At 71.5% G+C, this 25,936-nt stretch carries 25 protein-coding genes; 13 read left to right on the top strand and 12 right to left on the bottom strand.

Translation table 11 applies throughout. From position 1 onward, the window contains the following. Positions 1-26: 26 nt before the first annotated feature. Positions 27-356 (bottom strand): LAETG motif-containing sortase-dependent surface protein, encoded by a 330-nt coding sequence (locus ACZ7KF_RS36285; RefSeq protein ID WP_471085080.1) that lies wholly within the window; start codon positions 354-356, stop codon positions 27-29. A gap of 110 nt (positions 357-466) precedes the next feature. Here ACZ7KF_RS36285 and ACZ7KF_RS36280 point away from each other — a divergent pair, with 110 nt between their 5' ends. From ACZ7KF_RS36280 to ACZ7KF_RS36260, 5 genes are all read left to right on the top strand, one after another. After that, a complete protein-coding gene (locus ACZ7KF_RS36280) occupies positions 467-811 on the top strand; it encodes a hypothetical protein (RefSeq protein ID WP_471085077.1) in 345 nt (114 codons plus the stop codon). A 239-nt stretch (positions 812-1,050) separates the two neighbouring features. After that, complete coding sequence (locus tag ACZ7KF_RS36275) at positions 1,051-2,301, top strand: L,D-transpeptidase (protein ID WP_471085074.1); 1,251 nt, start codon at positions 1,051-1,053, stop codon at positions 2,299-2,301. 147 nt (positions 2,302-2,448) lie between these two features. Further along, positions 2,449-3,915, top strand: coding sequence for an ABC transporter permease (locus ACZ7KF_RS36270; RefSeq protein ID WP_471085071.1), 1,467 nt, complete (start codon positions 2,449-2,451; stop codon positions 3,913-3,915). Positions 3,916-4,040: 125 nt separating this feature from the next. Next, positions 4,041-4,724: an ABC transporter ATP-binding protein gene (locus tag ACZ7KF_RS36265; protein ID WP_471085069.1), complete on the top strand. Its 684-nt coding sequence runs from the start codon at positions 4,041-4,043 to the stop codon at positions 4,722-4,724. A gap of 302 nt (positions 4,725-5,026) precedes the next feature. Continuing rightward, complete coding sequence (locus ACZ7KF_RS36260) at positions 5,027-8,275, top strand: S8 family peptidase (protein ID WP_471085066.1); 3,249 nt, start codon at positions 5,027-5,029, stop codon at positions 8,273-8,275. A gap of 54 nt (positions 8,276-8,329) precedes the next feature. Here ACZ7KF_RS36260 and ACZ7KF_RS36255 read toward each other — a convergent pair whose 3' ends face one another. Continuing rightward, a complete protein-coding gene (locus ACZ7KF_RS36255; protein ID WP_471085063.1) occupies positions 8,330-9,241 on the bottom strand; it encodes a helix-turn-helix domain-containing protein in 912 nt (303 codons plus the stop codon). 172 nt (positions 9,242-9,413) lie between these two features. Here ACZ7KF_RS36255 and ACZ7KF_RS36250 point away from each other — a divergent pair, with 172 nt between their 5' ends. Then, positions 9,414-10,454 carry an NAD(P)-dependent alcohol dehydrogenase gene (locus ACZ7KF_RS36250; RefSeq protein WP_471085060.1) on the top strand — a complete coding sequence of 347 codons (1,041 nt, stop codon included), beginning with the start codon at positions 9,414-9,416 and terminating at the stop codon, positions 10,452-10,454. Between the two features lie 306 nt (positions 10,455-10,760). Here ACZ7KF_RS36250 and ACZ7KF_RS36245 read toward each other — a convergent pair whose 3' ends face one another. Together ACZ7KF_RS36245 and ACZ7KF_RS36240 are read right to left on the bottom strand one after the other, a co-directional pair. Then, positions 10,761-11,486 carry a type 1 glutamine amidotransferase family protein gene (locus tag ACZ7KF_RS36245; protein WP_471085057.1) on the bottom strand — a complete coding sequence of 242 codons (726 nt, stop codon included), beginning with the start codon at positions 11,484-11,486 and terminating at the stop codon, positions 10,761-10,763. A gap of 73 nt (positions 11,487-11,559) precedes the next feature. Continuing rightward, a complete protein-coding gene (locus ACZ7KF_RS36240) occupies positions 11,560-12,375 on the bottom strand; it encodes an amidohydrolase family protein (RefSeq protein ID WP_471085054.1) in 816 nt (271 codons plus the stop codon). 82 nt (positions 12,376-12,457) lie between these two features. Between ACZ7KF_RS36240 and ACZ7KF_RS36235 the strand changes: the two genes are divergently transcribed. Then, positions 12,458-12,832, top strand: coding sequence for a MerR family transcriptional regulator (locus tag ACZ7KF_RS36235; RefSeq protein WP_471085051.1), 375 nt, complete (start codon positions 12,458-12,460; stop codon positions 12,830-12,832). 138 nt (positions 12,833-12,970) lie between these two features. On the opposite strand, the gene ACZ7KF_RS36230 is transcribed toward ACZ7KF_RS36235, so the two are convergent. From ACZ7KF_RS36230 to ACZ7KF_RS36220, 3 genes are all read right to left on the bottom strand, one after another. Beyond that, positions 12,971-14,071, bottom strand: a complete 1,101-nt coding sequence (locus ACZ7KF_RS36230; RefSeq protein WP_471085048.1) for a hypothetical protein — start codon at positions 14,069-14,071, stop codon at positions 12,971-12,973. 36 nt (positions 14,072-14,107) lie between these two features. Then, positions 14,108-15,739, bottom strand: a complete 1,632-nt coding sequence (locus ACZ7KF_RS36225) for a M48 family metallopeptidase (RefSeq protein ID WP_471085045.1) — start codon at positions 15,737-15,739, stop codon at positions 14,108-14,110. A gap of 260 nt (positions 15,740-15,999) precedes the next feature. Further along, a complete protein-coding gene (locus ACZ7KF_RS36220) occupies positions 16,000-17,118 on the bottom strand; it encodes a hypothetical protein (protein ID WP_471085042.1) in 1,119 nt (372 codons plus the stop codon). Between the two features lie 154 nt (positions 17,119-17,272). Between ACZ7KF_RS36220 and ACZ7KF_RS36215 the strand changes: the two genes are divergently transcribed. Then, positions 17,273-18,427, top strand: a complete 1,155-nt coding sequence (locus tag ACZ7KF_RS36215; RefSeq protein ID WP_471085039.1) for a cystathionine gamma-synthase — start codon at positions 17,273-17,275, stop codon at positions 18,425-18,427. Between the two features lie 46 nt (positions 18,428-18,473). On the opposite strand, the gene ACZ7KF_RS36210 is transcribed toward ACZ7KF_RS36215, so the two are convergent. The 3 genes from ACZ7KF_RS36210 to ACZ7KF_RS36200 form a co-directional block, all read right to left on the bottom strand. Then, positions 18,474-18,722, bottom strand: coding sequence for a hypothetical protein (locus tag ACZ7KF_RS36210; RefSeq protein WP_471085036.1), 249 nt, complete (start codon positions 18,720-18,722; stop codon positions 18,474-18,476). Positions 18,723-18,792: 70 nt separating this feature from the next. Continuing rightward, positions 18,793-19,296, bottom strand: a complete 504-nt coding sequence (locus ACZ7KF_RS36205) for a sigma factor-like helix-turn-helix DNA-binding protein (protein WP_471085033.1) — start codon at positions 19,294-19,296, stop codon at positions 18,793-18,795. Between the two features lie 99 nt (positions 19,297-19,395). After that, on the bottom strand, positions 19,396-19,902 hold the full coding sequence (locus tag ACZ7KF_RS36200; protein ID WP_225826950.1) for a MarR family winged helix-turn-helix transcriptional regulator: 507 nt from the start codon (positions 19,900-19,902) through the stop codon (positions 19,396-19,398). A gap of 162 nt (positions 19,903-20,064) precedes the next feature. Here ACZ7KF_RS36200 and ilvA point away from each other — a divergent pair, with 162 nt between their 5' ends. From ilvA to ACZ7KF_RS36185, 3 genes are all read left to right on the top strand, one after another. Continuing rightward, a complete protein-coding gene (ilvA, locus tag ACZ7KF_RS36195) occupies positions 20,065-21,294 on the top strand; it encodes a threonine ammonia-lyase (RefSeq protein ID WP_471085030.1) in 1,230 nt (409 codons plus the stop codon). A 288-nt stretch (positions 21,295-21,582) separates the two neighbouring features. Then, positions 21,583-22,566 carry an ATP-binding cassette domain-containing protein gene (locus ACZ7KF_RS36190; RefSeq protein ID WP_471085027.1) on the top strand — a complete coding sequence of 328 codons (984 nt, stop codon included), beginning with the start codon at positions 21,583-21,585 and terminating at the stop codon, positions 22,564-22,566. Next, positions 22,563-23,420, top strand: a complete 858-nt coding sequence (locus ACZ7KF_RS36185) for an ABC transporter permease (protein WP_471085024.1) — start codon at positions 22,563-22,565, stop codon at positions 23,418-23,420. Before ACZ7KF_RS36190 ends, ACZ7KF_RS36185 begins: the two co-directional genes overlap by 4 nt. Positions 23,421-23,493: 73 nt before the next feature. On the opposite strand, the gene greA is transcribed toward ACZ7KF_RS36185, so the two are convergent. Both greA and ACZ7KF_RS36175 read right to left on the bottom strand, forming a co-directional pair. Then, positions 23,494-23,994: a transcription elongation factor GreA gene (gene greA, locus ACZ7KF_RS36180; RefSeq protein ID WP_225826927.1), complete on the bottom strand. Its 501-nt coding sequence runs from the start codon at positions 23,992-23,994 to the stop codon at positions 23,494-23,496. 190 nt (positions 23,995-24,184) lie between these two features. Next, on the bottom strand, positions 24,185-24,583 hold the full coding sequence (locus tag ACZ7KF_RS36175) for a DUF4307 domain-containing protein (protein WP_471085020.1): 399 nt from the start codon (positions 24,581-24,583) through the stop codon (positions 24,185-24,187). A 156-nt stretch (positions 24,584-24,739) separates the two neighbouring features. On the opposite strand from ACZ7KF_RS36175, the gene mca reads away from it, so the two are divergent. Next, positions 24,740-25,621 (top strand): mycothiol conjugate amidase Mca, encoded by an 882-nt coding sequence (mca, locus tag ACZ7KF_RS36170; protein WP_471085017.1) that lies wholly within the window; start codon positions 24,740-24,742, stop codon positions 25,619-25,621. After that, positions 25,614-25,862: a hypothetical protein gene (locus tag ACZ7KF_RS36165; RefSeq protein ID WP_471085014.1), complete on the top strand. Its 249-nt coding sequence runs from the start codon at positions 25,614-25,616 to the stop codon at positions 25,860-25,862. Before mca ends, ACZ7KF_RS36165 begins: the two co-directional genes overlap by 8 nt. The last annotated feature ends 74 nt before the right edge of the window (positions 25,863-25,936 follow it).

Genomic DNA, 25,936 nt, shown 5'->3' with positions numbered 1-25,936 from the left:
CGCTTTCAAAGTTTCGTCAAGGAGGATTAAAAACCCAGACGTTCCCGGCGTACCGAATACACCACGAAACCGGCGCCCACGGCGAGGAAGAGGCTGCCGCCGACGACGTACGGGGTGGTGTCGAAGCTTCCCGTGTCGGCCAGTTCGGCATCCTCCGCGGCCCGGTCCGCGGCCACGGCGGCCGCCGTGATCGCTCTGGCCTGCGTGACCTGCGTGACCTGAGCCGGCGTGGAGACGGTCGCCGCCTCTCTGGCCGGGGTGTCCTGCGAGGCGTTCGCGGACGGGACGAACCACAGTGCGCAGAGCAGGGTGCCCGCGGCGGTGGCGGTCAGCAGCGGACGGCGAGCGGATGACACGGAATATCGATCCCCCTTGTGACGCTGGCGAATTGGCCGTGTGGGGCGATGTTAGTGAAAGTCGCGGGTCACAGGAAAGTCACGGGAGGTTTCGGCCGTACGCTCCCGTCATGAGCACTGAAGAGACATCACGTTTTGTACGGCTTCGCGTGGAGCTGGTACTGGAAGTGCACGACGAGGACGAGGTGACCAAGGCGGCGCTGCGCCGGCTCGCCGAGGACGCCGAGCTGCCGGAGCCGGAGCGGGCCCACGCCGAGGGCGCTGTGACGGAGGACACCGCGGAGGCCCTGGCCTATCTCGTGGATCCGTTCGACCTGGTCAGCGACGTGCCCGGGGTGGAGCTCCAGCAGGCGTCCTGGTCCAGCGAGCAGGTCGAGTACGACCCCGATTCGCCCGAGTGGGACCTGGACGAGGATGATGGGGCGGACGACGACGAAGAGGGCGGCATCGGCTGAGCGTCCCGGGGCACCCCATGACCCCGGACGGCAACCGCCGTCCGGGGTTTCGTCGTCCCAAGGGGGGCGTACGGGCCGAATCCCGCACCACTGGCACCACCCGCGGAACCCTGTTCCGCGCACGTGGGATGCCCCACAGATCCACGAGCTGTGGAACGGGGCGCACCGGTCGTAGCGTTGAAGGCTCTTGACGGGACTCTCGGGGTTAACGCGACTCGGCAACGATGGAGAAGTTTGTGATGACGGACAGTAAGCGGCGCAGGTGCCTGACGGCCGCGTCCGCTCTGCTCGGCGGTGTGCTGGTGCTCACGGGGTGTTCCGGCGGCGACGCCGACGCCTCCGGCGGCGGCAACGGCGACACCTCGCAGGCCAAGGTCGACGAGGCGGCGGCCAAGAAGTCGTCCGAGGCGCAGATCGCGATCACGCCGAAGGACGGCTCCAACAACGCGTCCATCAACAACTCCGCGGCCGTCGCGGTGAGCAAGGGGACGCTCACCGGCGTCACCATGACCACCCAGGACGGCAAGTCCGTGGCCGGTCAGCTGTCCGCCGACAAGAAGAGCTGGAAGCCCACCGTCCAGCTGGAGCGCTCGACCACCTACAAGGTCGCCGCCGAGGCCAAGGACTCCGAGGGCCGCATAGCCCACGAGAACGCCTCTTTCACCACGGTCTCCCCGACCAACAGCTTCATCGGCACCTTCAACCCGGACAACGGCGCCACCGTCGGCGTCGGCATGCCCGTGTCGATCAACTTCGACAAGGCGATCACCAACAAGACGGCCGTGCAGAAGGGCGTCACGGTCAGCACCAGCAGCGGCCAGGAGGTCGCCTGCCACTGGTTCAACGCCAACCGCATGGACTGCCGCCCGGAGGAGTACTGGAAGGAAGGCTCCACCGTCACCCTGAAGCTGGCGCTCGACGGCGTCGAGGGCGCCGACGGCGTCTACGGCGTCCAGCAGAAGACGGTCACCTTCCACATCGGCCGCAACCAGGTCACCTACGTCGACGCGCAGACCAAGCAGATGAAGATCACGCAGGACGGCAAGGTCGTCAAGACCATCCCGATCTCCGCCGGCTCGCCCGACAACAAGACGTACGAGGGCCAGATGGTGATCTCCGAGAAGTTCAAGCAGACCCGCATGAACGGTGCGACGGTCGGCTTCACGGACGACGACGGCAAGGGCGAGTACGACATCAAGGACGTACCGCACGCCATGCGCCTGACCACCTCCGGCACCTTCATCCACGGCAACTACTGGGGCGCGCCCTCGGTGTTCGGCAACGTGAACACCAGCCACGGCTGCGTCGGCCTGCAGGACAAGAAGGGTGCGGGCGACTCCAGCACGCCGGCGGCCTGGTTCTACAACAACTCGCTGATCGGTGACGTCGTGGTCGTCCAGCACACCGGCGACAAGACGGTCGCGCCGGACAACGGCCTCAACGGCTGGAACATGGACTGGGCGCAGTGGAAGGCCGGTTCGGCCGCCTGACGCCCCCCTCCGGATCGTCGTACCTCGTCACACCAGTGCCGCCCCCCGGGGCGGCACTGGGCGTTCACGGGCCCGGCCACGGTCTTCTCATGCTTCTCTTATGTCCGCCTTATGGTGTCATCACGGTCCGTCCCTAGCTTGCGGCCCATGTTCTTCACCTACCTGAGGCGCGAACTGCGCCGCCGCAGAAAGGCGGCCCTCGTCGTCGCCTCCGGGCTGGCGCTCGGCATCGCGCTGGTCATCGTGGTCAACTCCGTGTCCAACGGCATGGGGAAGGCCCAGGACAAGGTCCTCCAGTCGCTGTACGGCCTGGGCACGGACATGACGGTCACCAAGGCGGCGTCGGCGTCCACCGGCGACGCCCAGCGGCCCCGCTTCCGGTTCGACGCACGGAACAACGACGACGCCGAGCAGAGCAGCGACCGCGTCATGGTCCAGGGCTTCACCACCCTGGCCTCCTCGACGGTCACCAAGGTCGCCGACCAGCAGGGCGTGTCGAGCGCGGTGGGCGGGCTGAGCCTCAACGTGGTCAAGGTCAACGGCCAGTTCACCCGCGGCCAGGTCCAGCAGGACGGTGGCGGCGGTGGCTTCCAGCGCGGCGGCGGAGCGGGCCGGCCGCAGGGCGAGGTCAGGGGCGGCGGCGCCGACTTCGACATCAACCAGTACACGGTCTACGGCACCGACGTCACCAAGGCCGGGCTCGGCCCGCTGACCTCCTCCAAGATCACCAGTGGTCGCACCTTCCGGACCACCGAGACGAACGCCAAGGTGGCGGTGGCCGACTCGGCGTACGCCAAGGAGAAGAAGTACAAGGTCGGCTCCACCGTCACCGTCAAGGGCACCACGTTCACGGTGATCGGCGTCGCCACCGCGACCAGCGGTGACTCGGCGGCCAACCTGTACGTCCCGCTGAAGCGGGCGCAGACCCTCGCCGGCGAGAAGAACAAGATCACCACGATCTACGTCAAGGCGACCGACTCCCAGCAGATCGACACCGTCAAGAGCGCCATCCAGAAGAACGTCTCGGGCACGACGGTCACCACCTCCTCCGACCTCGCCAAGACGGTCTCCGGCTCCCTGTCCACCGCCTCCTCCCTGGCCACCAAGGTCGGCACGTGGCTGTCCACAGCGGTGCTGGTGGCCGCGTTCCTGGTGGCCGGCCTGCTCACCTCCTCCGCCGTCTCCCGGCGCGTGCGCGAGTTCGGCACGCTGAAGGCCCTGGGCTGGAGGTCCGGCCGGGTGACCCGGCAGGTGATCGGCGAGGCCATGGTCAACGGCCTGGTCGGCGGCGCCCTCGGCATCGCGCTCGGCCTGGCGGGCGCGTACGTCGTCACCGCCGTCAGCCCCGGCCTCCAGGCCCAGCTGGGCGGCACGGGCGGCGGCGGTCTCGGCGGCGCCCCCGGCGGCGGTGGTCCCGGCGGAGTCGGCGGCTTCGGCGGTCCCGGCCGGCAGACGGCGAAGACCCTGGAGGTGGCCCTCACCGCCCCGGTGAGCGTCACCACGATCGTCCTGGCGGTGGGCCTCGCGGTGGCGGGCGGCCTGATCGCGGGCGCGTTCGGCGGCTGGCGGGCGTCCCGCCTGCGCCCGGCGGACGCGCTGAGGCGGGTGGAGTAGCCCGGCCTCCCGCCGGACTCCGCCGGTCCGGTCCCGGGGCGCGGGCCATCGCGTGACCGGCCCCTGCGGACCCGCGGCGAAACGACGACACGCACCACCCCGAACCACAGCCAGGAGCCAGCCCCATGTACGAACTGAAGAACGTCACCAAGCGCTACCCGAGAGGCAAGGACGTCGTCCACGCCCTCGACGGCGTCGACCTGACCGTCGGCGACGGCGACCGCCTGGTCATCCAGGGCCCCACCGGCGGCGGGAAATCCACCCTGCTCCAGATGCTCGGTGCTCTCGACCGCCCCACCGCGGGCGAGGTGTTCCTGGACGGCACCGATCTGGCCCAGCTGACCGAGGCCCGGCTGACCAGGGTCCGCAGCGAGAACATCGGCTTCGTCTTCCAGTCCTTCAATCTCATCCCCACCCTCACCGCCCAGGAGAACGTGGAGACCGCACTCGTCCCCCTCGGCATCAGGGCCCGGGAACGACGCGAACTGGCCGCCGAGGCACTGCACTCCGTCGGCCTCGGCGAACGGCTCGCCCATCTCCCCTCGGAGATGTCCGGAGGACAGCAGCAGCGCGTCGCCATCGCACGGGCCGTGGTGAAGAAGCCCAAGGTGCTGCTGGCCGACGAACCGACCGGCAACCTGGACGAGGGCATGCGGGACGAGATCATGGACGTGCTCGATCGCCTCTGGAAAGAGCACGGGCTGACCTTCATCATGGTCACGCACGACTCCGCCCTGGCGAAAAAGGCCCCGCGCGTCGCCACGCTGCGCAAGGGAAAGATCACGGTGCGGGAGAACGCGGGGGCCTGACGGCGTATAACACCGTTCGACCACGCGGTACTTCGCGGTTCTGTAACGGTGTCCCGCCCGGCGCGTAACAGTTTTCGGGCGTGCTTTCCCACCGTCCTCTCATCTATTGAGCCGTCTGATCACCCCCCGGCATACTGCGTGATCCGGGGGGTCGACGTGCACCTGTGCGAGTCCGCCCCCGGCCGGGTGAACGGGGAATTCGCCCGGTACCTCATCTCCAGGGGGAGATCTTGCGCAGACAAGTGAAAAGAGCAGCTGCGGCCGGCGTGGCGACGGCCGCGGCAGTCGCCCTCGCAGCGGGTATGACCAGCCCGGCGTCGGCGAAGCCCGCGGCAGGCCCGGTGGCCGCCACCGCCACCCCGAAGGGGGCCGCCAAGCACCATGTCACCCTGATCACCGGTGACCGCGTCGCCCTCGACGCCAAGGGCCGCATCGTCGGCCTGGAGCGGGCCAAGGGCCGCGAGCACATACCCTTCCAGGTCCGCAAGACCGCCGGACACACGCTGGTCATTCCCGCCGACGCGGCCCACCTGGTCGCCTCCGGCACGCTGGACCAGCGCCTGTTCGACATCACCGAGCTGAACAAGGCCGCCACCCGCAAGGCCCAGAAGAACGGCCTGAAGGTCATCGTCGGCTACCGCGGCGCCGCCACGGCCACCAAGGCCGACGTCCGGGACGCGGGCACCCTGCGCCGCAGCCTCACGGCGCTCAACGCGGACGCCGTGCAGACCCCGGTCAGGGACACCGCCGAGCTGTGGGACGCGGTGACCAACGGCGACACCACCGCCTCCGGCATCGCGCACGTCTGGCTCGACGGCGTCCGCAAGGCGTCGCTCGACAAGTCCGTGCCGCAGATCGGCGCCCCCACCGCGTGGAAGGCCGGCTACACCGGCAAGGGCGTCAAGGTCGCCGTCCTGGACACCGGTGTGGACACGAGCCACCCGGACCTCAAGGACCAGGTGATCGAGTCCAAGAACTTCACCGCCGCCGCCGACGCCAAGGACCACTTCGGCCACGGCACCCACGTCGCCTCCATCGTCGCCGGCACCGGCGCCAAGTCGGGCGGCAAGTACAAGGGTGTGGCCCCGGACGCCAAGCTCCTCAACGGCAAGGTCCTCGACGACAGCGGCTCCGGTGACGACTCCGGCATCCTCGCCGGCATGGAGTGGGCGGCCTCCCAGGGCGCCTCCGTCATCAACCTGAGCCTCGGCGGCTACGACACCCCCGAGGTGGACCCGCTCGAAGCCGAGGTCAACAAGCTCTCCGCCGAGAAGGGCGTCCTGTTCGCGATCGCCGCGGGCAACGAGGGCCCCCAGTCGATCGGTTCGCCGGGCAGCGCGGACGCCGCGCTCACCGTCGGCGCCGTCGACAAGCAGGACAAGCTGGCGGACTTCTCCTCCACCGGCCCGCGCGCCGGCGACGGAGCCATCAAGCCGGACGTCACCGCTCCCGGCGTCGACATCACCGCCGCCGCGGCCAAGGGCAGCGTCATCGACCAGGAGGTCGGTGAGAAGCCCGAGGGCTACCTGACCATCTCCGGCACCTCGATGGCCACCCCGCACGTCGCGGGCGCCGCCGCCATCCTGAAGCAGGAGCACCCCGACTGGGGCTACACCGAGCTGAAGGGCGCCCTGACCGGTTCCACCAAGGGCGGCAAGTACACCCCGTTCCAGCAGGGGTCGGGGCGCATCCAGGTCGACAAGGCCATCGCCCAGTCGATCGTCGCCGACCCGGTGTCGGTGAGCTTCGGTGTGCAGCAGTGGCCGCACACCGACGACAAGCCGGTCACCAAGCAGCTGACGTACCGCAACCTCGGCGACAAGGACGTCACGCTCACCCTGAGCAGCAGCGCGCTCAACCCCAAGGGCGCGGCGGCCCCGTCGGGCTTCTTCAAGCTCGACGCGACGACGGTCACCGTCCCGGCGCACGGCAAGGCCTCGGTCGGCTTCACCGCCGACACCAAGCTGGGCGGCACCGTCGACGGCGCCTACTCCGCGTACGTGACGGCGACGGGCGGCGGCCAGACGGTCCGCACGGCCGCCGCGGTGCAGCGCGAGGTGGAGTCGTACGACCTGACGCTGAAGTTCATCGGCCGTGACGGCAAGCCGGCCCCGTACTACGGCGCCGACCTCAGCGGCGTCGCGGGCCTGGCCAACGGCGTCTGGCTGACTCCGTACGACAAGTCCGGCACGGTGAAGGTGCGCGCGCCCAAGGGCACGTACATCCTCAACACCTCCGTCATGGGCGACCCGGAGAACGCCGCCAAGGGCATCGACTGGATCGCGCAGCCGAAGCTGACCGTCGGCAAGAAGCAGACGATCACCATCGACGCGCGCAAGGCCAAGCCGGTGGACATCACCCTCCCGGCGTCGGGCCTGAAGTCCCAGTTCGCCTCGCCGGAGTTCGACGTCACGATCGGCAACGGCCAGTACGGCTACGGCTGGTTCCTCGACTCGTACAAGAACTTCCGCACCGCCCACCTGGGCGCGCAGCTGCCCGCCGGGTCGCTGTGGCAGCAGTGGGACGGCCACTGGACCAAGGGCGCGAGCGAGCAGTACGACGTCACCTCCGGCGGCCCGGTCAAGCAGCTCGCCACCGGCTACACCAAGCACTACAAGGCGGGCGACCTGGCCACGGTGAAGGTCCGGATGGGCGCGGCGGCGAGCGGCAAGAAGGGCGCGGTCGACGCGGTGGGCTGGCTGCCCGGCAGCTCCGGCGCCTCCTCCGTGAGCATTCCGCAGACCCTGCCCGGCACCCGCACCCTGCACCTGTCCGCCAAGGGCGGCGTGCAGTGGCAGCTCGAGTTCGCGCAGAACGGCGGGAGGGACCAGGACGGCTTCCCGGTCTCCGACGCCGGTTACTCACTCGGCCAGTTCGCCTTCAAGGCCGGCCAGTCCTACACCAAGACGGTCAACACCGCGGTGTTCGGCCCGCTCGTGAGCAAGAACTTCGGTCTCTTCCGCGACGGCAACGAGATCTACGGCGCGCTGCCGCTGGTCGCCGACTCCGGCAAGCACGTCGGGTACTCCGACTTCACCTCGGCGACCACCACCCTGTACCGCAACGGCACCAAGGTCGGCTCCAACGACGACCCGCTGTTCGGCGGCAAGACCTTCAAGGTGCCGGCCGGTGACGCGGCGTACCGGCTGACCACCTCGGTCAAGCGGTCCGCGAAGGTGTCGGAGGCCTCGACGCGCATCGACGCGGCCTGGACCTTCCGCTCCAAGAAGCCCGCGAACGGCACCGCCCAGCTGCCCGCCTCCGCGCTGCACTTCGGCGCCACCACCGGCCTGGACAGCCGGGTCGCGGCCGGCAAGAAGGTCACCTTCCCGGTCACCGTCGAGGGCGCCGCCGCCGGCGGCAACCTGAAGTCCCTCGCCGTCTACGTCTCCTACGACGGCCGCACCTTCAAGAAGGTCGACGTCCGCGGCGGCAAGATCACCGTCAAGAACCCGGCGAAGAACAAGGCCGTCTCGTTCCGCGCCAAGATCACCGACAAGAAGGGCAACACGTCGGCGATCACGATCTACAACGCGTACTTCGGCAAGTAAGCCGTAGCGCGCCCTGACGGGGGGCACACCGGAGAACCGTCTCCGGTGTGCCCCTCATCGCGTCGCCGCGCGGCTCGCGTCCGCGCCCCAGCTGGCCAGGAGGTGCAGGGACGCGGCGGAAGCGGAGTCCGGATCGGCGTGGTAGGTGACCAGGGACCGGTCCGAGCCGTCCGTCAGGCGGAAGCTCTCGAAGTTGAGGGCGAGATCGCCCACCAGCGGGTGGTGCAGATGCTTGACGCCGTGGCTCTTCTCCTTGACGTCGTGCGTGGCCCACAGCCGGCGGAACTCCTCGCTCTTGACCGACAGCTCACCCACCAGGGCCGACAGCCGCGCGTCGTCCGGATCACAGCCCGCGTCCATGCGCAGGGCGCACACGATGTCGATCGCCTTCTGCTCCCAGTCGACGAACAGCTCGCGGTAGTCCGGACGCAGGAACACCAACCGCGCCCAGTTGCGCTCGGCGGCCGGCAGCTCCGCCCAGTCGCCGAAGAGGGCCGCCGCCATCCGGTTCCAGGCGAGGATCTCCGCGCGCCGGCCCACGATGTACGCCGGCACGCCGTCCATGGTGTCCAGCAGCTGCCGCAGCGCCCCGCGCACCTGCTGCTGGCGCCCCGACTGCTTCTTCTTGCCGTGCGCCTTCGGCTTGGCCAGATGCGTGAGGTGCGCGTGCTCGGCGTCCGTCAGCCGCAGCGCCCGGGCGATCGAGTCCAGCACCTCCGCCGAGACGTTCCGGCCGTTCCCCTGTTCGAGCCGGGTGTAGTACGCCACCGACACCCCGGCCAGCTGCGCCAGCTCCTCGCGGCGCAGCCCCGGTACCCGCCGGTGCCGGCCGAAGCCGGCCAGCCCCACGTCCTCCGGTTTCAGCCGGGCCCGCCGGCTGCGCAGGAACTCGCTCAGCTCCGCACGCCGGTCCAGGGGCCGGCCGGCGGCGACCGCTGCGCCCGGCTGCTCGTCCCTGCTGTCCATACGTCCAGTATTCCTGGTCGTACGCTCAGCAGCCTGACCCCGCCGGTGGTAGGCACGGCAGTCGTACGCAAAGGCGTGGTCTGGGCGGACGTCCGCGTGCGCGGCAGGCTGGACGCCGTGCCCCGCCGGAAGGCGGCCGGGCACGCTACCCCCCCGCTAGGAGATCCCCGGCATGACCACTGTTGCCGCGTACGCCGCGCCCGCCGCGAAGGCCCCGCTGGAGCGGACCACCATCGAGCGACGCGCGGTCCGCGAGTTCGACGTCCTGATCGACATCAAGTTCGCCGGCATCTGCCACTCCGACATCCACCAGGCCCGCGAGGGCTGGGGCGAGGCGATCTTCCCGATGGTCCCCGGCCACGAGATCGCGGGCGTCGTCGCCGAGGTGGGCGCCGGTGTCACGAAGTTCCGGGTCGGCGACCGGGTGGGCGTCGGCTGCCTGGTCGACTCCTGCCGCGAGTGCGAGAACTGCGAGGCCGGTCTGGAGCAGTACTGCCTGGGCGGCAGCGTCGGCACCTACAACGCCATCGGCAAGGACGGCGAGCCCACCTACGGCGGCTACTCGGAGAAGGTCGTCGTCGACGAGAACTTCGTCGTCCGCGTCCCCGACGGCCTGTCCCTCGACGTGGCCGCGCCGCTGCTCTGCGCCGGCATCACCACGTACTCCCCGCTGCGCCACTGGAACGCCGGTCCCGGCAAGAAGGTCGCCGTCGTCGGCCTGGGCGGCCTCGGCCACATGGGCGTCAAGATCGCCCACGCCATGGGTGCCGAGGTCACCGTCCTCTCCCAGTCCCTGCGGAAGAAGGACGACGGCCTCAAGCTGGGCGCCGACCACTACTACGCCACCAGCGACCCGAAGACCTTCGAGGAGCTGGCCGGCACCTTCGACCTGATCGTCTCGACGGTGTCCGCCCCGATGGACTTCGGCGCGCTGCTGTCGCTGCTGAAGGTGGACGGCGCCCTGGTGAACGTGGGCGCCCCCGAGGAGCCCGTCTCCCTGAACCTGTTCTCGGTGATCGGCGGTCGCAAGACCCTCGCCGGTTCCATGATCGGCGGTATCCGCGAGACCCAGGAGATGCTGGACTTCTGCGCCGAGCACGGCATCGGCGCCGAGATCGAGCTGATCAGCGCGGCCGAGATCAACGAGGCGTACGAGCGGGTGCTCTCCAGCGACGTCCGCTACCGCTTCGTGATCGACACCGCCACGATCTGACCGAGGACGCCGCACCGGCGGCTCCGCCGGGGGGCCGGCCGTGATGCCGGTGCCGGTGCCGGTGCGGGTGCGGGTGCGGCGGCCGGCTGAGGCGGCCTGCGCGACGGACCCGACCGGCCCGGCCGCCCCCGTCGAGGGGGCGGCGAGGGCCACCCCGAGGGCATCGTCCCGGTGGGCCCGGTGCGCCTGGTGCGCTCGGTGTGCCTGGTGGGCCCGGGGTGCCAGGTGGGCCCGGGTGCCTGGTGTGCCTGGTGTGCTCGGTGCGCCCGGTGTGCCGTGTGCCCGGCGGGGCCGCCGGGCCCCGCGCTACGCCGGAACGAACCCCTCCCCGGCGCCGTACGCCCGCACGACCACGTCCCCGCCGGCCCCGGGCCGTACGACGTGAACCCGCCCGGCCCCGGTCACCCGGGCCTCCGCGTCCCCCACCGCGAGCAGCGTGTTCTCGTCCACGGCGACCCCGAACGGCACCTGGCCCCGGGCGACCGCCGCCACCAGCCGCGGCAGCGTGCCCCACTGGGCCGCGTGCACGTCCACCGCGAACGGCACCAGACCGAGCCCCGCCCGGACCTCGACCTCCGCCAGATCCTCGCCGGTCTCCTCCGGGCAGACGGCGACGCCGTCCACCAGCCATCCGCCGACCACGGCCCGCCGCGCCGCGACGGCCGCACCCGCGGAGAACCCGGCGTACGGCATCCCGCGCGCCGCCAGCAGTCCCGGCAGCCGCTCCAGGCATCCCGCGAGCGCCTCCTGGTAGGCGGGCGTGAGCCCGCCGCACACCAGCAGCCCGTCGACCCCGTCCAGCACGGCCTCCGGCTCGAACCGCCCGCCGAGCGGCACGAGCAACGGCACCGGCGCGCACGCGGGCCCGGCCTTCCGCAGCGCCGCCGCGTACCGCTCGAACTGCGCGGCCCCGTCCCCCTCGTCGACGATCAGACACCCGACTCGCCGCTCGCCGGGCACCTCCCGCAGGAACGGTTCGTACACCTCGGCGTGGTCCCAGCCACCACCGATCAGAAACGTACGACTGCCCATACCCTCCCTTTCACCTTCCGCCTTCCGGCCGAGGGGCGAATCTACGGGGCGGGCGCGGACGCCGTCGCCCGATTTAGCGGGCCCCCGCGCGGGCGGCTTCGCGGGGCACGCCGAACAACTCGGCCGCGGTGCCGCCGAGCACCCGGTCGCGGACCTCGCCGGAGACCGTGGCCCGCTCCACCATCACGCGCGCCACGACCGGGTCGCCGTAGGGCGCGTCGGAGCCGAAGAGGGTGCGCTCGGGGAGTGCGTGGACGGCGAGCCGTACGGCGATGACGAGGAAGGCCGTGGACAGCTCCAGGTACATGCCCGGGGTGTCCCGAACCAGTTCGACCGCCTCCATCCAGTGCAGACCGCCGAGTTGGCTGACGACCAGCGGGACACGGGGGTGACGGCGGGACAGCGCGGCGAGCGTGCGCAGGTCGTCCGCGGTGGTGGGCGCGAAGCCGTGCACGACCACGGGCAGCCCGCCGTGGTCGGCGGCGGCCCGCAGCACCGGCTCCAGCAGGCCGGCCCGCCCCGGCGCCGGCGTCAGCTCGCCGATCCCGCGCAGCCCCCGCCCCACCACGTCCTCGGCGACGGCCCGCTCGACCTCGGCCGCCGGCAGCCCCAACGGCACGGACCCGAAACCGATGAACCGGTCCGGGTGCGCGGCGACCGCCGCGCTCACCTCGTCCAGCGCACCGGCGAACCCCTCCCGGGACCCGCCGTGCCCGCCGAGCGCGCTCTCCAGCACGGCGAACTCCCGCCGCAGGGAGGGCAGGTCCGCGGCGCGCTCGGGGTGCGGCCGGGTCGGGAACAGGACGGCCCTGTCGACGCCGGCGGCGTCCAGGGCGTCCAGATGGAGGCCGACGGGGTCGTGCACGTGCCCGTGCGCATCGATGATCATTGTTTCTCCCGCGGAGTCGCGAAACGACGCTGTCCGGGGGAGAGTTGCAGCCTGACACAGTGGCAAGGTCAAGTGAGCGGCCGTGCGAGAGGGGAGAACCGGCGTGCTGATCGGCGAACTGGCGGCCCGCACCGGCACCGGACCCCGCCTCCTGCGTCACTACGAGGCCACCGGCCTGCTGACCCCGCACCGCCGCTCCAACGGCTACCGCGAGTACACGGAGGCGGACGTCCTCCGGGTCCGGCGCATCCGCACCCTTCTCGCCGCGGGACTGCCGACCCGCGTGGTCGCGTCCCTGCTGCCGTGCACGACGGACACGGCGGCGGGCCCCGCCCTGACCCCCTGTCCCGGTGTCCCCGAGGCGCTCCGCCGCCGCCTGGCCGAACTGGACGAGAAGGCCGGACGACTGGAGGCGGAGCGTAGGGAGCTGCGCCGCCTGCTGACCGAACTGGCCTGACGGCGTCCGCCGTGCCGCGAGGGCGAGGCGAGAGGCTCCCGAGGGCGGCGGCGCGAGGCTCCTGCCACGGCGCGGCGCGAGGCTCCTGCCACGGCGCGGCGAGCGGCGAGGACAACGCCCCGGCGCTCGCCGGCCCGGTCAGGCCCGCGCCGCCGCGGCCTGCGCCACCTCGTGCGCCACCGTGTTGCGGACCTGGCAGTAGTACTCGGCCATGTCGCCGCGGTAGCGCCACGGCAGCGCGTTCACGTGCCCGTCGACCAGCTTGAACTGCTCCAGCGCCGCCTCGTTGCGGTCCTGCAGGTGCAGATAGAACGCCAGCAGGTGACGCAGTTCCGGCAGCCGCGGGTGGGACGGGTCCGCGGCCGCCACGTCCGCGAGGGCCGCTTCGACCCGGGCCACCATCTCCGGCGTGTTGTCGGCCGCGGCGTCCGTCGAGTCGTCGTGCTCGTAGTGCGCGATGAGCGGCAGCGCCGTCAGCAGGCTGCCCGCCGGCGCCTCGGCCGCGGCCCGCTCGGCGAACTCGAACGCCAGCCGCTCGGAGCCCCGCCACTTCGCGCACCAGTACTGCAGTGCCGAGAAATGCGCCTCGTAGTGGTGCGGAGCGCGGGAGGTGATCTCCGCCCACAGCTTGTCCATCTCGGCGTTCGGATAGCCGAGGCCGAGCGCCACCCAGATCTCCGCGATGTACGGGGTCGGGTCGTCGGGGTTCAGCTCCGCCGCCCTGGCGACCTCCTTGCGGGCGGCGGCCAGCGTGCGGTGGAAGCCGTCGAACTGCTCCCGTGTCGTGTACTGCGCCTGCTTGCCGCCCCGCAGCTCCCAGGCCAGGATCACCGTGCTGCGCGCCCGCACCACGGCCGCGTCCGGATCGTCACGCCGCTCGGCCTCCCACGCCAGCAGCCACGTGTCCTCCTCGGCCGCCAGCTCCGCCAGCAGATAGGCGACCGACGACCGCCGGTCCCAGTCCCGGCCGATCTCCGCGAGCAGGTCGGCGGCCGGCCGCCAGTCACCGCCGCGCACCGCGGTGAGCACGGCGGCCCACTCCGCCGGCAGGGGCGCGGCCAGATCGGTGTTCTGCCGCTCGGCGGGCAGCAGGCCGAGCTTCTCCGCGGCCTCCTGGGCCTCCGAGCCGTCGTCACGGCTCGGGGAGAACAGCTCCTTGACGAACACCCAGGCCAGCCACAGCACGAAGATGCCCGTGGGGACGGCCAGGATGCCCAGGATCCAGAAGAGGACGGTCATCGGGATCGGTCCGTTCGTTCGCTCGGAAGGGGCATGTCAGACGTTCTGCACGGCCGGCGGCAGCAGCGCGCGCAGCGGGGCGGTGTCGGGATGGTCGGCGACCGCCGCCTCCAGAGCCGCCTCCAGCGCGGCCTCGGGGGTGTCGTCCGCCGTCTCCGAGGCCCAGCCGGGCAGCCGTACCTCCGCCGGGCGCGTCCAGGAGAACTCCCAGTGCAGCAGCGAACGGGAGCTGAAATCGGCCAGCACCATGGTGCGCAGCGAGCGGTGCAGCCCGGGCCGTACGAACTCGCGGAACGCCCGCCCCTTCGCGACGGACGCCTCCTCCGACAGCGGCAGCCGCTCCGCCAGCCGCCACAGCCGGCCGTCGTCGATGACGTCCAGCAGCGCGGCCAGCGTCGCCGGCCGCCCGGTGTACGCGGCCAGCGCCTGGTGCAGCGGGGTCTGCGCGGACGACAGCCCCGCGGCCATCGAGGCGTCCAGCAGCTCCTGCCAGCCGGCGGCGCGCGGATAGGCCAGCAGCCTGTTGACGAGGACGGCGTTCTCCAGGGCGGCCAGGGTGCGCGCCGGGTCGGCCAGCAGCGCCAGCGCCGCCTCCTTGGCCTCGTCGGTGCGCCCGTCGGCGGGCAGCGACTCGATCCGGCGTACGCGTTCGGCGATCGGCGGGTGCGAGTCGTACGCCCCGGCCGGCTCGTCCGGCAGCTGCCGGCGCAGCTTCGCCAGTTCCGGTTCCCGGGCGGTCAGCAGCCGGCCGAAGCCGCCGAAGAACTCGCCGAGCGGCGGCATCAGCCGGGCCTGGAGGCCCAGGGTGGCGTAGGACTCCACGTAGAAGTCGTGCGAGGCGGACAGCACCGGGATCTCGCGCAGCGCCGACGCGGTCGCGTCGCGTCCGGCGATCCGGGCGGCGGCCAGGTCGGCGGCGTACTCCTGCCCGCGCGCGGTGGAGAGGGAGGCGCGCAGGTAGAGCTTGCCGTAGGCGGTGTAGATCCGCGCCATCGTCCGGTACGTCGCCCCGACACCGGCGGTGTCGACCTGCTTGGCCTTCTTGCCCTTGGCGACCCGCTTGGCGGACGCCCGTTCCTGGCGGGCCCGGTCGGCGGCCACCTTGTCGTCCGCCCGCTCGTGGAACTGGCCGATGACCCGGCCGATCTGCACGCGTCCGCGCACGACGAGCGCGGACAGCCGGGTGTCACCACCGGTGAAGTGCCCGAACTCGTGGGCGAGCACGGACCGCAGCTGGGCCTCGGTCAGACCGATCAGCAGCGGGACGCCGAGCGTGAGCAGGCGCCGTCCGGGGAACAGGCCGAGCAGCCGCGGGTTCTCGCTGACGGAGGCGTTGACCTCGCCGGTGAGCACGATCCGGTGGGGAGCGCGGGTGCCGGCCGCCGCGGCCAGCTCCCGGACCAGTGCCCACAGCCGGGGCTCGTCGGCGTCCGTGACCGGGATGCCGGGCGGGTCCTCGCCCTTGGGGGTGCGCAGCATGAGCAGGCCGCGGACGACGGGGACGGCCAGCAGCACCGTGACGATGCCGACCTTCAGCGTGAGCGGGCCGTGTCCCCAGCTGAAGACGAGGACATCGATACCGATCAGCGCGGCGAGCAGGACGAGGCTCAGCAGATAGAAGCCGAGCAGCAGGACGAGAGCGCGCAGCGCGCGCAGAGTTGCGCCCATTAGGCAGATCCCCCCACAGGACCTCAGAAAGAGGACATGACAAAACGGTTGATAAAGGGCATGGCGGAGCGCCGACCTGACGGACGATCGGTAATGGGTGGTGCGGGTGGTGCGTGTGGGGGGATGCCGGAGTATGCCCTACCGCAGGTCAGGAGGGCAATGCGGGCGGGGGAGGGGAGGGGTGGGGCGGGGACGGCGTGAGGGGGCCGGGGGCGGCGGGGTGCGGGCGGGAGGTGAACCGGCCCCCGGCGGGGTGCCGGTCAGCCGGGCAGGGTGGCCGGGCTGCCGCCGTTGGCCTCGTAACCGGCGACCGCCAGCGCGCGGTGGAGCGCGAACGCGGCGGCCGGGTCGTCGGACAGGGTCCACGGCAGCGCGCCCACGTGCCCGTCCACGTGCACCAGCTGGTCCATGGCCTCCGCCCAGCGCTCCGCGCGGACCAGGAAGAAGGTCAGCAGATGACGCACGTGCGGGAGCGTCGGGTCGTCGGGGTCGGCCGAGTGCACCGCGTGCAGCGCGCCGTGGATCGCCTTGGTGACGACCTCGCTCTGGTAGAAGCTCCTGACCAGGTTCACCTCCGGCAGGTGCTCGAACACCGCGAACAGCGGCAGCGCGGCCAGCGGGGAGCCCTCCGGGGCCCGCGCCGCGGCGGCCTCGGCGAAGGAGTACGCCTGCTCACGCGAGCCGTGCCACTTCTCGCACCAGTAGTGCAGGGCGGCCAGGTGCGCGCCCATGTGCAGCGGAGCACGGTCGAGGACCTTCAGCCACAGCTGCTCGAACTCGGCCTGCGCATAGGCCAGCCCGCGCGCGATGGACAGCTCCACGACGTACGGCACCGGGTCGCCGGGGGCCAGCAGGGCCGCCTGGGCGCAGGCGTCCCGGGCCTCCTCCATGATGATCCGGAAGTCGTCCGTGCCCGGCGTCGCCGTCCGCCAGGCCTGCTGCACCAGGAACTCCGCGTGGACGGCGGCACCGCCCGCGTCCTTGGGCTGCTCGGCCCGCCACACCCGCAGCCACTGGCCGCCCGGCGTCTCGTGCACCCCGCCGGGCCGCTGCTGCAGCTCCAGCGCGGCGGCACCGGCGAACGCCTGGACGCGCTGCCAGCGCCGCTCGCCCTCGGACTCCGTGCCGGCCAGCAGCTGGGCGGCGGCCCGGTAGTCCTGGGTGCGCTGCACCAGCTCCAGGACCGCCAGCAGGTCCTGGTCCGGGCCGGGCAGGCGCACGTCCTGCTCCTCCTCGCGCAGGAAGCCGTACGCCGCCGGGTCGGCGGCATCCGGGTGACCCGGAGGAACCTGCTGGATCATGCCGCGCCTGCGCCGCATGACCGGAAGCAGGACGAGGCCCAGCATGAGCAGCGCCATCAGCAGCCAGAGAATCGCCATGCGTCAAGCGAACCAGACGCCGCCGACAATTGGCGAACCCCGCCGACACCCTGTGGATAACTCCCGGTCAGAGCATGACAGAGAGATTGCAGAACATGACGACCACCTCATTGCGGACGTCAGGAACCTGCCGGGCGCACTACGCTCGATGCACATGAGCGACAGGCATATCAGTGACCACTTCGAGACCCTCGCGATCCATGCGGGCAACACCGCGGATCCCCTCACCGGCGCGGTCGTCCCGCCGATCTACCAGGTCTCGACCTACAAGCAGGACGGCGTCGGCGGACTGCGCGGCGGCTACGAGTACAGCCGCAGCGCCAACCCCACCCGGACCGCTCTCGAGGAGAACCTCGCCGCGCTGGAGGGCGGTCGCCGCGGCCTCGCCTTCGCGTCCGGCCTGGCGGCCGAGGACACCCTGCTGCGCACGCTGCTCACCCCCGGTGACCACGTGGTGATCCCGAACGACGCCTACGGCGGCACCTTCCGGCTCTTCGCCAAGGTCGCCACCCGCTGGGGCGTGGAGTGGTCGGTCGCCGACACCAGCGACCCGGCCGCCGTCCGGGCCGCGATCACCTCGAAGACCAAGGCCGTCTGGGTGGAGACCCCCTCCAACCCGCTGCTCGGTATCACCGACATCGCCGCGGTCGCGCAGGTCGCCCACGACGGCGGCGCCAAGCTCGTCGTCGACAACACCTTCGCCACTCCCTACCTCCAGCAGCCGCTGTCCCTCGGGGCGGACGTCGTCGTGCACTCGCTCACGAAGTACATGGGCGGCCACTCGGACGTGGTCGGCGGCGCGCTGATCGTCTCCGACCAGGGACTCGGCGAGGAGCTGGCCTACCACCAGAACGCGATGGGCGCCGTCGCCGGCCCCTTCGACTCCTGGCTGGTGCTGCGCGGCACCAAGACCCTCGCGGTGCGCATGGACCGGCACAGCGAGAACGCCACGAAGATCGCCGACATGCTGACCCGGCACCCGCGCGTGACCGGCGTGTGCTACCCCGGGCTGCCCGACCACCCCGGCCACGACGTCGCCGTCAAGCAGATGAAGGCGTTCGGCGGCATGGTGTCGTTCCGGGTCGAGGGCGGCGAGCAGGCCGCGCTCGAGGTGTGCAACCGCGCCAAGGTGTTCACCCTCGGCGAGTCCCTCGGCGGCGTCGAGTCCCTGATCGAGCACCCCGGCCGGATGACGCACGCGTCCGTGGCCGGTTCCCAGCTGGAGGTCCCGGCGGACCTGGTGCGCCTGTCGGTGGGCATCGAGAACGTCGAGGACCTGCTGGAGGACCTCAAGCAGGCCCTCGGCTAGCAGTCGGCCGGGGTCATCCAGGCTCTCGGCCGGCAGTCGGCCGGGGTCACCAGCCGCTGATCGGTGGAGTCGTCTGCGAGGGCGGCTCCACCCACGGGCGGGCGTCGGCCGCCCACACGGCGAACGCGACCACCGCCGCGCACGCCAGCAGCCACAGCACCCGCAGGACGAACCGCCGGTGGCGCAGCAGACGCTCCCCGCGGCGCACCGCGTCGCCGCACATGTCCGGCGGCACCGGCGCCACGGACCGCTCCATGATCCGCCGCACGGCGGCCTCCCGCTCGCTCCGCTTCACCCCGCCCTCCCCGGGCCGCCCCCGCGGCTCCGCGTGGCCCCGCCCGGCGAAGCGGCCCGCCCCGCGCCTCTCACGGCGCCGCCGCCTTCGCGCCCACCGCCCGCGGGGCCGGCTTCCGGGCGGGGTGCAGCACGGTGGCCGTCGCCCGGTCGCAGAGGGTGTGGACGCGTTCCGCCGGCAGGCCGAGCAGGGCCGCCGCCTGCTCCTCGGCGACCCCCTCGTAGAGCCGCAGGACGAGGATCAGCCGTTCCCGGGGCGTGAGCGCGGCGAGCGGGGCGCCCGGATCCGGGCGGGCGCGGCCGAAGGCGCCGTACCGGTGCCAGGTGGTGCGGGCGAAACGGGTGGCGAGGTACTGGCGGGCGCAGTCGTAGGGGTCTTCCCCGCGCAGCCGGTCCCAGCGGGCGTAGGTGTGGGCGAGCGTCAGCGTCAGCAGGCGTCGCGCGCGCGGGTTGGCGTCCGGCGCCTCGGCGGTGAGCAGGGTGGCGGCGTGCAGCAGACGCCCGGCCGCGCCCGCGACGAACGACTCGAACTCCCGGGCCCGGCGGACATCGCGGGCCATTTGCCGATCACGCACCGCGCCTCCCCCCGACGGGGCCCGTCCGGACCCGGTCTCATATGAGGCCAGCGGCGGCCCGGGGTCAAGACTCCGGAGCCGTCCGGTAGAGCACCCGGTTCAGGAGGCCGGCGGCTGCTCCGCCGCCGGAACGCCCTGCACCGTCATCCGCGCGGACAGCGCGTGATTGAAGCGAGTGAGGAGCGTGCAGAACTGCTCGCGCTCCTCCGGCGCCCAGTCGTGTGTCAGCTCGGCCATGAGCTGACGCCGGGACGAGCGGACCTCCTCCAGCCGGGCCGCGCCGCGCGGCGACAGCTGCAGCACCACCGCACGCCCGTCCTCGGGGTGCGAGGTGCGCTTGACGAGCCCGGTGTCGACCAGGGGCGCCACCTGCCGGGTGACCGTGGAGGAGTCGATGCCCATGCTCGCGGCGAGCGCCTTGACGCCCATCGGGCCTTCCTTGTCGAGGCGGTTGAGCAGCAGGTACGCGGCGCGGTCCATGGAGTTGCGCACCTGGCCGACGCCACCGAGCCGCGTCTGTTCGGCACGGCGGGCGAACACCGCCACCTCGTGCTGGAGGGTGTCGAGAAGACCGGTGTCACCGACGGTCGTCATGTCCATCGACATTTCAGGTGTTGTGGGCATGGCCGGAGGCTCGCTTCATGAAGGGCTGCTGGGTTGGGGGACAGGGTACGCGGCCCGGCGCCGGGCCGTACCGGCGCTGCGCAAACCGGTCTCGCAGCTTGGTCACACCCGTCGGGCGCAAACGTGAACTGCGATGCTGGAGGCATGAGCTACCGCACGGCCGACTCCTTGCGTTCCGTCACCCTCGACGATGTGCGCGGCGCCCAGAAGATGCTCTCGGGTGTGGCACGGGTGACGGCGATGGAGGGCAGCCGGCACCTGTCCCAGCTGGTCGGCGCGCCGGTGCACCTGAAGTGCGAGAACCTGCAGCGGACCGGCTCGTTCAAGCTGCGCGGCGCCTATGTGCGGATCGCCGGGCTGCTCCCGGAGGAGCGGGCGGCGGGTGTGGTGGCGGCGAGCGCCGGGAACCATGCGCAGGGTGTGGCACTGGCCTCCTCGCTGCTGGGCGTGCACGCGACGGTGTTCATGCCGAAGGGCGCACCGCTGCCGAAGATCAGCGCGACCCGGGAGTACGGCGCCGAGGTGCGCCTGCACGGACAGGTGGTGGACGAGACACTGGCCGCCGCCCAGGAGTACGCGGCCGAGACGGGCGCGGTGTTCATCCACCCCTTCGACCACCCGGACGTGATCGCCGGCCAGGGCACGGTCGGCCTGGAGATCCTGGAGCAGTGCCCGCGGGTGCGCACGGTCGTCGTCGGCATGGGCGGCGGCGGGCTCGCGGCCGGTATCGCGGTGGCGGTGAAGGCGCTGCGGCCGGACGTCCGGATCGTCGGTGTGCAGGCGGAGGGTGCCGCCTGCTATCCGCCCTCGCTCGCCGCCGGCCGGCCGGTGTCGCTGGAGAGCCCGGCGACGATGGCCGACGGCATCAAGGTGGGCCGGCCGGGTGTGGTGCCGTTCGCGATCGTCGAGGAGCTGGTCGACGAGGTGCGCACGGTCAGCGAGGACCAGCTGTCGGCCGCGCTGCTGCTCTGCCTGGAGCGGGCCAAGCTGGTCGTGGAGCCGGCCGGGGCGAGTCCGGTCGCGGCGCTGCTGGCGGCGCCGGACACCTTCGGGGGCCCGGTCGTCGCGGTGCTCTCCGGCGGCAACGTCGACCCGGTGCTGATGCAGCGCGTGCTGCGGCACGGCATGGCCGCGCAGGGCCGCTACCTGGCCGTGCGGCTGCGGCTGACGGACCGGCCGGGTGCGCTCGCCACGCTCCTCGGCGTGCTGTCGGCGGTCGACGCCAACGTCCTCGACGTCAGCCACGTCCGCACCGACCCGCGGCTCGGGCTCAGCGAGGCGGAGGTGGAGCTGCACCTGGAGACGAAGGGCCCGGTGCACTGCCTGGAGCTCGGCCAGGCCCTGCGGGACGCCGGCTACACGGTCATCGACTGACCCCCGGCGCACGGCGCGCCGAGCACACGTCATCGCCACCTGTCCGGGTGAAATGCATTGAGCAACGCGATACATCGCGTTATGGTCTCTCGTGTGCTCGCCGGCCCGCCTGCCCGCGGCCACGGAGACGGCCGTCGCCGTCGGCGGACGCCGCGGAAGGGTGCGGACGTCCGACGGTGGCGCACGCCCGCGGGCACAGGGCGGGCGGAACCAGGCGGGCGCCCACCTCGGTGCGGAATCCGCACGACGATCCCGCACCCCTCTATCCCCGACGACGTGGAGACAGACATGCCAGGTGCCATCCATGCCGAAGGACTGGTGAAGACCTTCGGCGACGTAAGGGCACTGGACGGCGTCGACCTCGATGTGCCCGAGGGCACGGTCCTCGGCCTGCTCGGGCCGAACGGCGCCGGCAAGACGACGACGGTCCGCTGCCTGACCACCCTGCTCCGCCCCGACAGCGGCAAGGCCGTCGTCGCGGGCGTGGACGTCCTGCGGCACCCCGACGCCGTGCGCCGCTCCATCGGCCTGTCCGGCCAGTTCGCGGCGGTCGACGAATATCTGACCGGCCGGGAGAACCTGCAGATGGTCGGCCGGCTGTACCAGATGAGGGCGAAGGCGGCCAAGGCCCGCGCGGCGGAGCTGCTGGAGCAGTTCCACCTCACGGATGCCGCCGACCGCCCCGCCAAGACCTACTCCGGAGGCATGCGCCGCCGCCTGGACCTCGCCGCGGCCCTCGTGGTCTCGCCCCCGGTGATGTTCATGGACGAACCGACGACGGGCCTCGACCCGCGCAACCGCCAGCAGCTGTGGGAGGTCATCAGACAGCTCGTCTCCGGCGGTACGACGCTGCTGCTCACCACGCAGTATCTGGAAGAGGCCGACCACCTGGCCCACGACATCGCGGTCGTCGACCACGGCCGGGTCATCGCCAAGGGCACCTCCGACCAGCTCAAGGCCCGCACCGGCGGCGAGCGCGTCGAGGTCGTCGTGCACGAGCGGGACCGCATGGCGACCGCCGCGCAGGTGCTGCGCGGCTTCGGCAAGGGCGAGACCACGGTCGAGGAGCACACCCGCAAGCTCACGGTGCCCGTCACCGGCGGCGCCAAGCTGCTCGCCGAGGTCATCCGCGAGCTGGACGCGCGAGGCGTCGGGATAGACGACATCGGACTGCGCCGTCCCACCCTCGACGACGTCTTCCTGTCCCTGACGGGACATGCGGCGAAGACCGCCGGCCGGGACGAGCGGAACGACAAGGAGACCGTGAAATGAGTGCCGCCACCGAGGCCGGGCCCGTCGCGGCGCCCGGCAACCCCTTCGGCCGGTCCGTCCGGGACTCGCTGATCGTCGCCGGACGCAATCTGATCCGCATGTCGAGAATCCCCGAAATGATGATCTTCGGGCTCATTCAGCCGATCATGTTCGTGGTGCTTTTCACCTATGTCTTCGGCGGGTCCATGAAGATCGGTGCCAGCACCAGCGCGCTGGACTACAAGAACTTCCTGATGGCCGGCATTTTCGCGCAGACCGTCACCTTCGCCACCGCGGCATCCGGTGCCGGCATCGCCGACGACATGCACAAGGGCCTCATCGACCGCTTCCGCTCCCTGCCCATGGCGCGCGGCGCGGTGCTGACCGGCCGCACCCTCGCCGACCTGGTGCAGACGGCGCTCACCGTGCTGGTCCTCGCCCTGGTCGCGCTGCTGGTCGGCTGGCGGGCCGGCTCCGACGGCGACACGAACGCCGGCAGGGTCCTCGCCGCCTTCGGTCTGCTGCTCCTGCTCGGGTACGCGTTCACCTGGATCGGCGCGCTGATCGGTCTGTCGGTGCGGACCCCGGAGGCGGCCACCTCCGGCGGGCTGGTCTGGCTCTTCCCGGTGACCTTCCTGTCCAACGCGTTCGTGGACACCGGCAACATGACGCCGTGGCTGCGGCACGTCGCCGAGTGGAACCCGTTCAGCGCGACCGTCCAGGCGACCCGTGTGCTGTTCGCCAACCCCGGGCGGTCCGGTTCGGGCGCCTGGCCGATGGAGCACCCGGTCTGGGCCTCGTTGATCTACTCGGTCCTGATCATCGCCGTGTTCCGCACCCTCGCCGTGCGCAAGTACCGCTCCGCCACCGCCTGAGCGCCGCGCACACGATGAAGCCCCCGGCGGCCCTGAGGGCGGCCGGGGGCGCACAGCGAACCGGAGACCTGCATCAGCCCACGTAGGGCTCGGCCTTCAGGATCCGCACCGAAGCCTTCTTGCCGTTCGGCAGCTCGTACTCGGCGTCCTCACCGACCTTGTGGCCGGTGACGCCCGCGCCGAGCGGTGACTGCGGCGAGTACGTCTCGATGTCGGCGCTCGCGTACTCGCGCGAGGCGAGCAGGAACGTCAGCGTGTCGTCCTCGTCACCGTCGAAGGCGATCGTGACGACCATGCCCGGCGCGACGGCACCGTCCGCGGAGGCCGGAGCTTCGCCCACCTTGGCGTTCTCCAGCAGCTGGGTCAGCTGGCGCACACGCAGCTCCTGCTTGCCCTGCTCCTCCTTGGCCGCGTGGTACCCGCCGTTCTCGCGCAGGTCGCCCTCCTCGCGCGCAGCCGCGATCTTGGCGGCGATCTCCGTGCGCGCAGGACCAGTAAGGTACTCAAGCTCGTCCTTGAGCTTGTTGTACGCCTCCTGGGTCAGCCAGGTGACGTTCTCGCTGGTCTGGGTCACAGGGTGCTCCTCGTCGGTACTGGGAATACAAAGCATCGCCCTACCCAGAAGAATGTTCCCTCTTGGATGGGCGAAACCACGAGCCTAACAATTCGCGGGCGGAAGGGGGAGGACATAAGCCATCAGAATCACATCAATGCAGGTCGGAGCCTACGCATTCCGGGTGAAGCGGGGCCGCCCTCGCCGGACGTCAGTCGGTGTGACAGCCCAGCAGCTGGGCCGTCGTCCCCCGTGCGGTGGTGCGGAGCGTGACGACCCGGTCGATCCGCGTGGCGGACCCGGAGAAGCGGAAGTCGGCCCGGCCCACCTCGGCGCCGTCGGCCGACTGGGACCGCACGGTGCAGTAGCCGGAGGCACCGGCGTCCTTGCGGACCTCCAGATGGGCCTTGACCGTGTCCTGTGACGCCTGGAAGGTGATGACCTCGGCGCTGATCTCGTTCTGCGCGACGTAGTGGTAGGCGAAGTAGCCGATCAGTGCGAGCAGGGCCGCGCCCAGCACCGAGCCGGCGATCTTGAGCTTGCGGTCGGCGCGCTCGTCCGAGGAGCGGCCGTAGCGACCCTCGGGCAGTCGCGTGCTCGCGGTACTCATGATCGTCCTCTCCGCGGAATTATTCGCCCCCCGATTCGGTCACTATAGAAGCCTCTCGACCGCCGCCCGACCGCCACCCCTGCAACGACGTCCCTTCGGGACGGCCCCTGCTGAATGCCCCACGAACCGGGGCGCCGACTTACCAAGGATTGAGTCTTGACTGACCAGCTGCGACTGATGGCCGTTCACGCGCACCCTGACGACGAGTCGAGCAAGGGCGCGGCCACCATGGCGAAGTACGTGTCCGAGGGAGTGGATGTGCTGGTGGTGACCTGCACCGGCGGAGAGCGCGGCTCCATCCTCAATCCGAAGCTGCAGGGCGACAAGTACATCGAGGAGAACATCCACGAGGTCCGCCGCAAGGAGATGGACGAGGCCCGCGAGATCCTCGGCGTCAAGCAGGAGTGGCTCGGCTTCATCGACTCCGGCCTGCCGGAGGGCGACCCGCTGCCGCCGCTGCCCGAGGGCTGCTTCGCCCTGGAGGACGTCGACAAGGCGGCCGGTGAGCTGGTGCGGAAGATCCGTTCCTTCCGCCCGCAGGTGATCACCACCTACGACGAGAACGGCGGCTACCCGCACCCCGACCACATCATGACCCACAAGATCTCCATGGTGGCGTTCGAGGGCGCGGCGGACACCGAGAAGTACCCCGAGGGCGAGTTCGGCCCCGCCTACCAGCCGCTGAAGCTGTACTACAACCAGGGCTTCAACCGCCCCCGCACCGAGGCGCTGCACCAGGCCATGCTCGACCGCGGCCTGGAGTCGCCGTACGGGGAGTGGCTCAAGCGGTGGAACGAGATGGAGCGCACCGAGCGCACGCTGACCACCCACATCCCGTGCGCGGACTTCTTCGAGATCCGCGACAAGGCGCTGATCGCCCACGCCACGCAGATCGACCCGGACGGCGGCTGGTTCAAGGTGCCGCTGGAGCTCCAGAAGGCGGTCTGGCCGACGGAGGAGTACGAGCTGGCGAAGTCCCTCGTCGACACTTCCCTCCCCGAGGACGACCTCTTCGCGGGCATCCGGGACAATGCCTGACATGAGCGCAAGCGTGAGCCTGGCAGTGACGCACCTCGTCCCCCTCGCCAAGGAGGTCGACGAGAACAAGGTCACCCCCGGTGTCCTCGGCTTCATCGTCTTCGCGGTGATGGCCCTGGCCGTGTGGGGCCTGATGAAGTCGATGAGCAAGCACATGCAGAAGGTCGACTTCAAGGAGGCCCCGGACGCCGGAGCGGAGCCGGCCGGCACGAAGGCCGACTCCACGGCTCGGCAGAGCTGACCGGACGGCCCGACCGGGCCGACCCGGCGGCTCGCCCGGGCCGACCCAGGTGGGGCCGGCCCGGACAGGGCCGG

The sequence above is a fragment of the Streptomyces sp. NPDC038200 genome, assembly GCF_055600785.1.
This window is presented reverse-complemented; position numbering and strand designations above follow the sequence as displayed.

Bases quoted from the DNA above. Each gene is read 5' to 3' on its own strand.
- ACZ7KF_RS36220 (WP_471085042.1), bottom strand. From the start codon at position 17,118: ATGGCGATTCTCTGGCTGCTGATGGCGCTGCTCATGCTGGGCCTCGTC.
- ACZ7KF_RS36240 (WP_471085054.1), bottom strand. From the start codon at position 12,375: ATGATCATCGATGCGCACGGGCACGTGCACGACCCCGTCGGCCTCCAT.
- ACZ7KF_RS36215 (WP_471085039.1), top strand. From the start codon at position 17,273: ATGAGCGACAGGCATATCAGTGACCACTTCGAGACCCTCGCGATCCAT.
- ACZ7KF_RS36225 (WP_471085045.1), bottom strand. From the start codon at position 15,739: ATGGGCGCAACTCTGCGCGCGCTGCGCGCTCTCGTCCTGCTGCTCGGC.
- ACZ7KF_RS36185 (WP_471085024.1), top strand. From the start codon at position 22,563: ATGAGTGCCGCCACCGAGGCCGGGCCCGTCGCGGCGCCCGGCAACCCC.
- ACZ7KF_RS36230 (WP_471085048.1), bottom strand. From the start codon at position 14,071: ATGACCGTCCTCTTCTGGATCCTGGGCATCCTGGCCGTCCCCACGGGC.
- ACZ7KF_RS36280 (WP_471085077.1), top strand. From the start codon at position 467: ATGAGCACTGAAGAGACATCACGTTTTGTACGGCTTCGCGTGGAGCTG.
- ACZ7KF_RS36275 (WP_471085074.1), top strand. From the start codon at position 1,051: ATGACGGACAGTAAGCGGCGCAGGTGCCTGACGGCCGCGTCCGCTCTG.
- ACZ7KF_RS36190 (WP_471085027.1), top strand. From the start codon at position 21,583: ATGCCAGGTGCCATCCATGCCGAAGGACTGGTGAAGACCTTCGGCGAC.
- ACZ7KF_RS36260 (WP_471085066.1), top strand. From the start codon at position 5,027: ATGACCAGCCCGGCGTCGGCGAAGCCCGCGGCAGGCCCGGTGGCCGCC.
- ACZ7KF_RS36175 (WP_471085020.1), bottom strand. From the start codon at position 24,583: ATGAGTACCGCGAGCACGCGACTGCCCGAGGGTCGCTACGGCCGCTCC.
- ACZ7KF_RS36245 (WP_471085057.1), bottom strand. From the start codon at position 11,486: ATGGGCAGTCGTACGTTTCTGATCGGTGGTGGCTGGGACCACGCCGAG.
- ACZ7KF_RS36270 (WP_471085071.1), top strand. From the start codon at position 2,449: ATGTTCTTCACCTACCTGAGGCGCGAACTGCGCCGCCGCAGAAAGGCG.
- ACZ7KF_RS36200 (WP_225826950.1), bottom strand. From the start codon at position 19,902: ATGTCGATGGACATGACGACCGTCGGTGACACCGGTCTTCTCGACACC.
- ACZ7KF_RS36255 (WP_471085063.1), bottom strand. From the start codon at position 9,241: ATGGACAGCAGGGACGAGCAGCCGGGCGCAGCGGTCGCCGCCGGCCGG.
- ACZ7KF_RS36265 (WP_471085069.1), top strand. From the start codon at position 4,041: ATGTACGAACTGAAGAACGTCACCAAGCGCTACCCGAGAGGCAAGGAC.
- ilvA (WP_471085030.1), top strand. From the start codon at position 20,065: ATGAGCTACCGCACGGCCGACTCCTTGCGTTCCGTCACCCTCGACGAT.
- ACZ7KF_RS36165 (WP_471085014.1), top strand. From the start codon at position 25,614: ATGCCTGACATGAGCGCAAGCGTGAGCCTGGCAGTGACGCACCTCGTC.
- ACZ7KF_RS36250 (WP_471085060.1), top strand. From the start codon at position 9,414: ATGACCACTGTTGCCGCGTACGCCGCGCCCGCCGCGAAGGCCCCGCTG.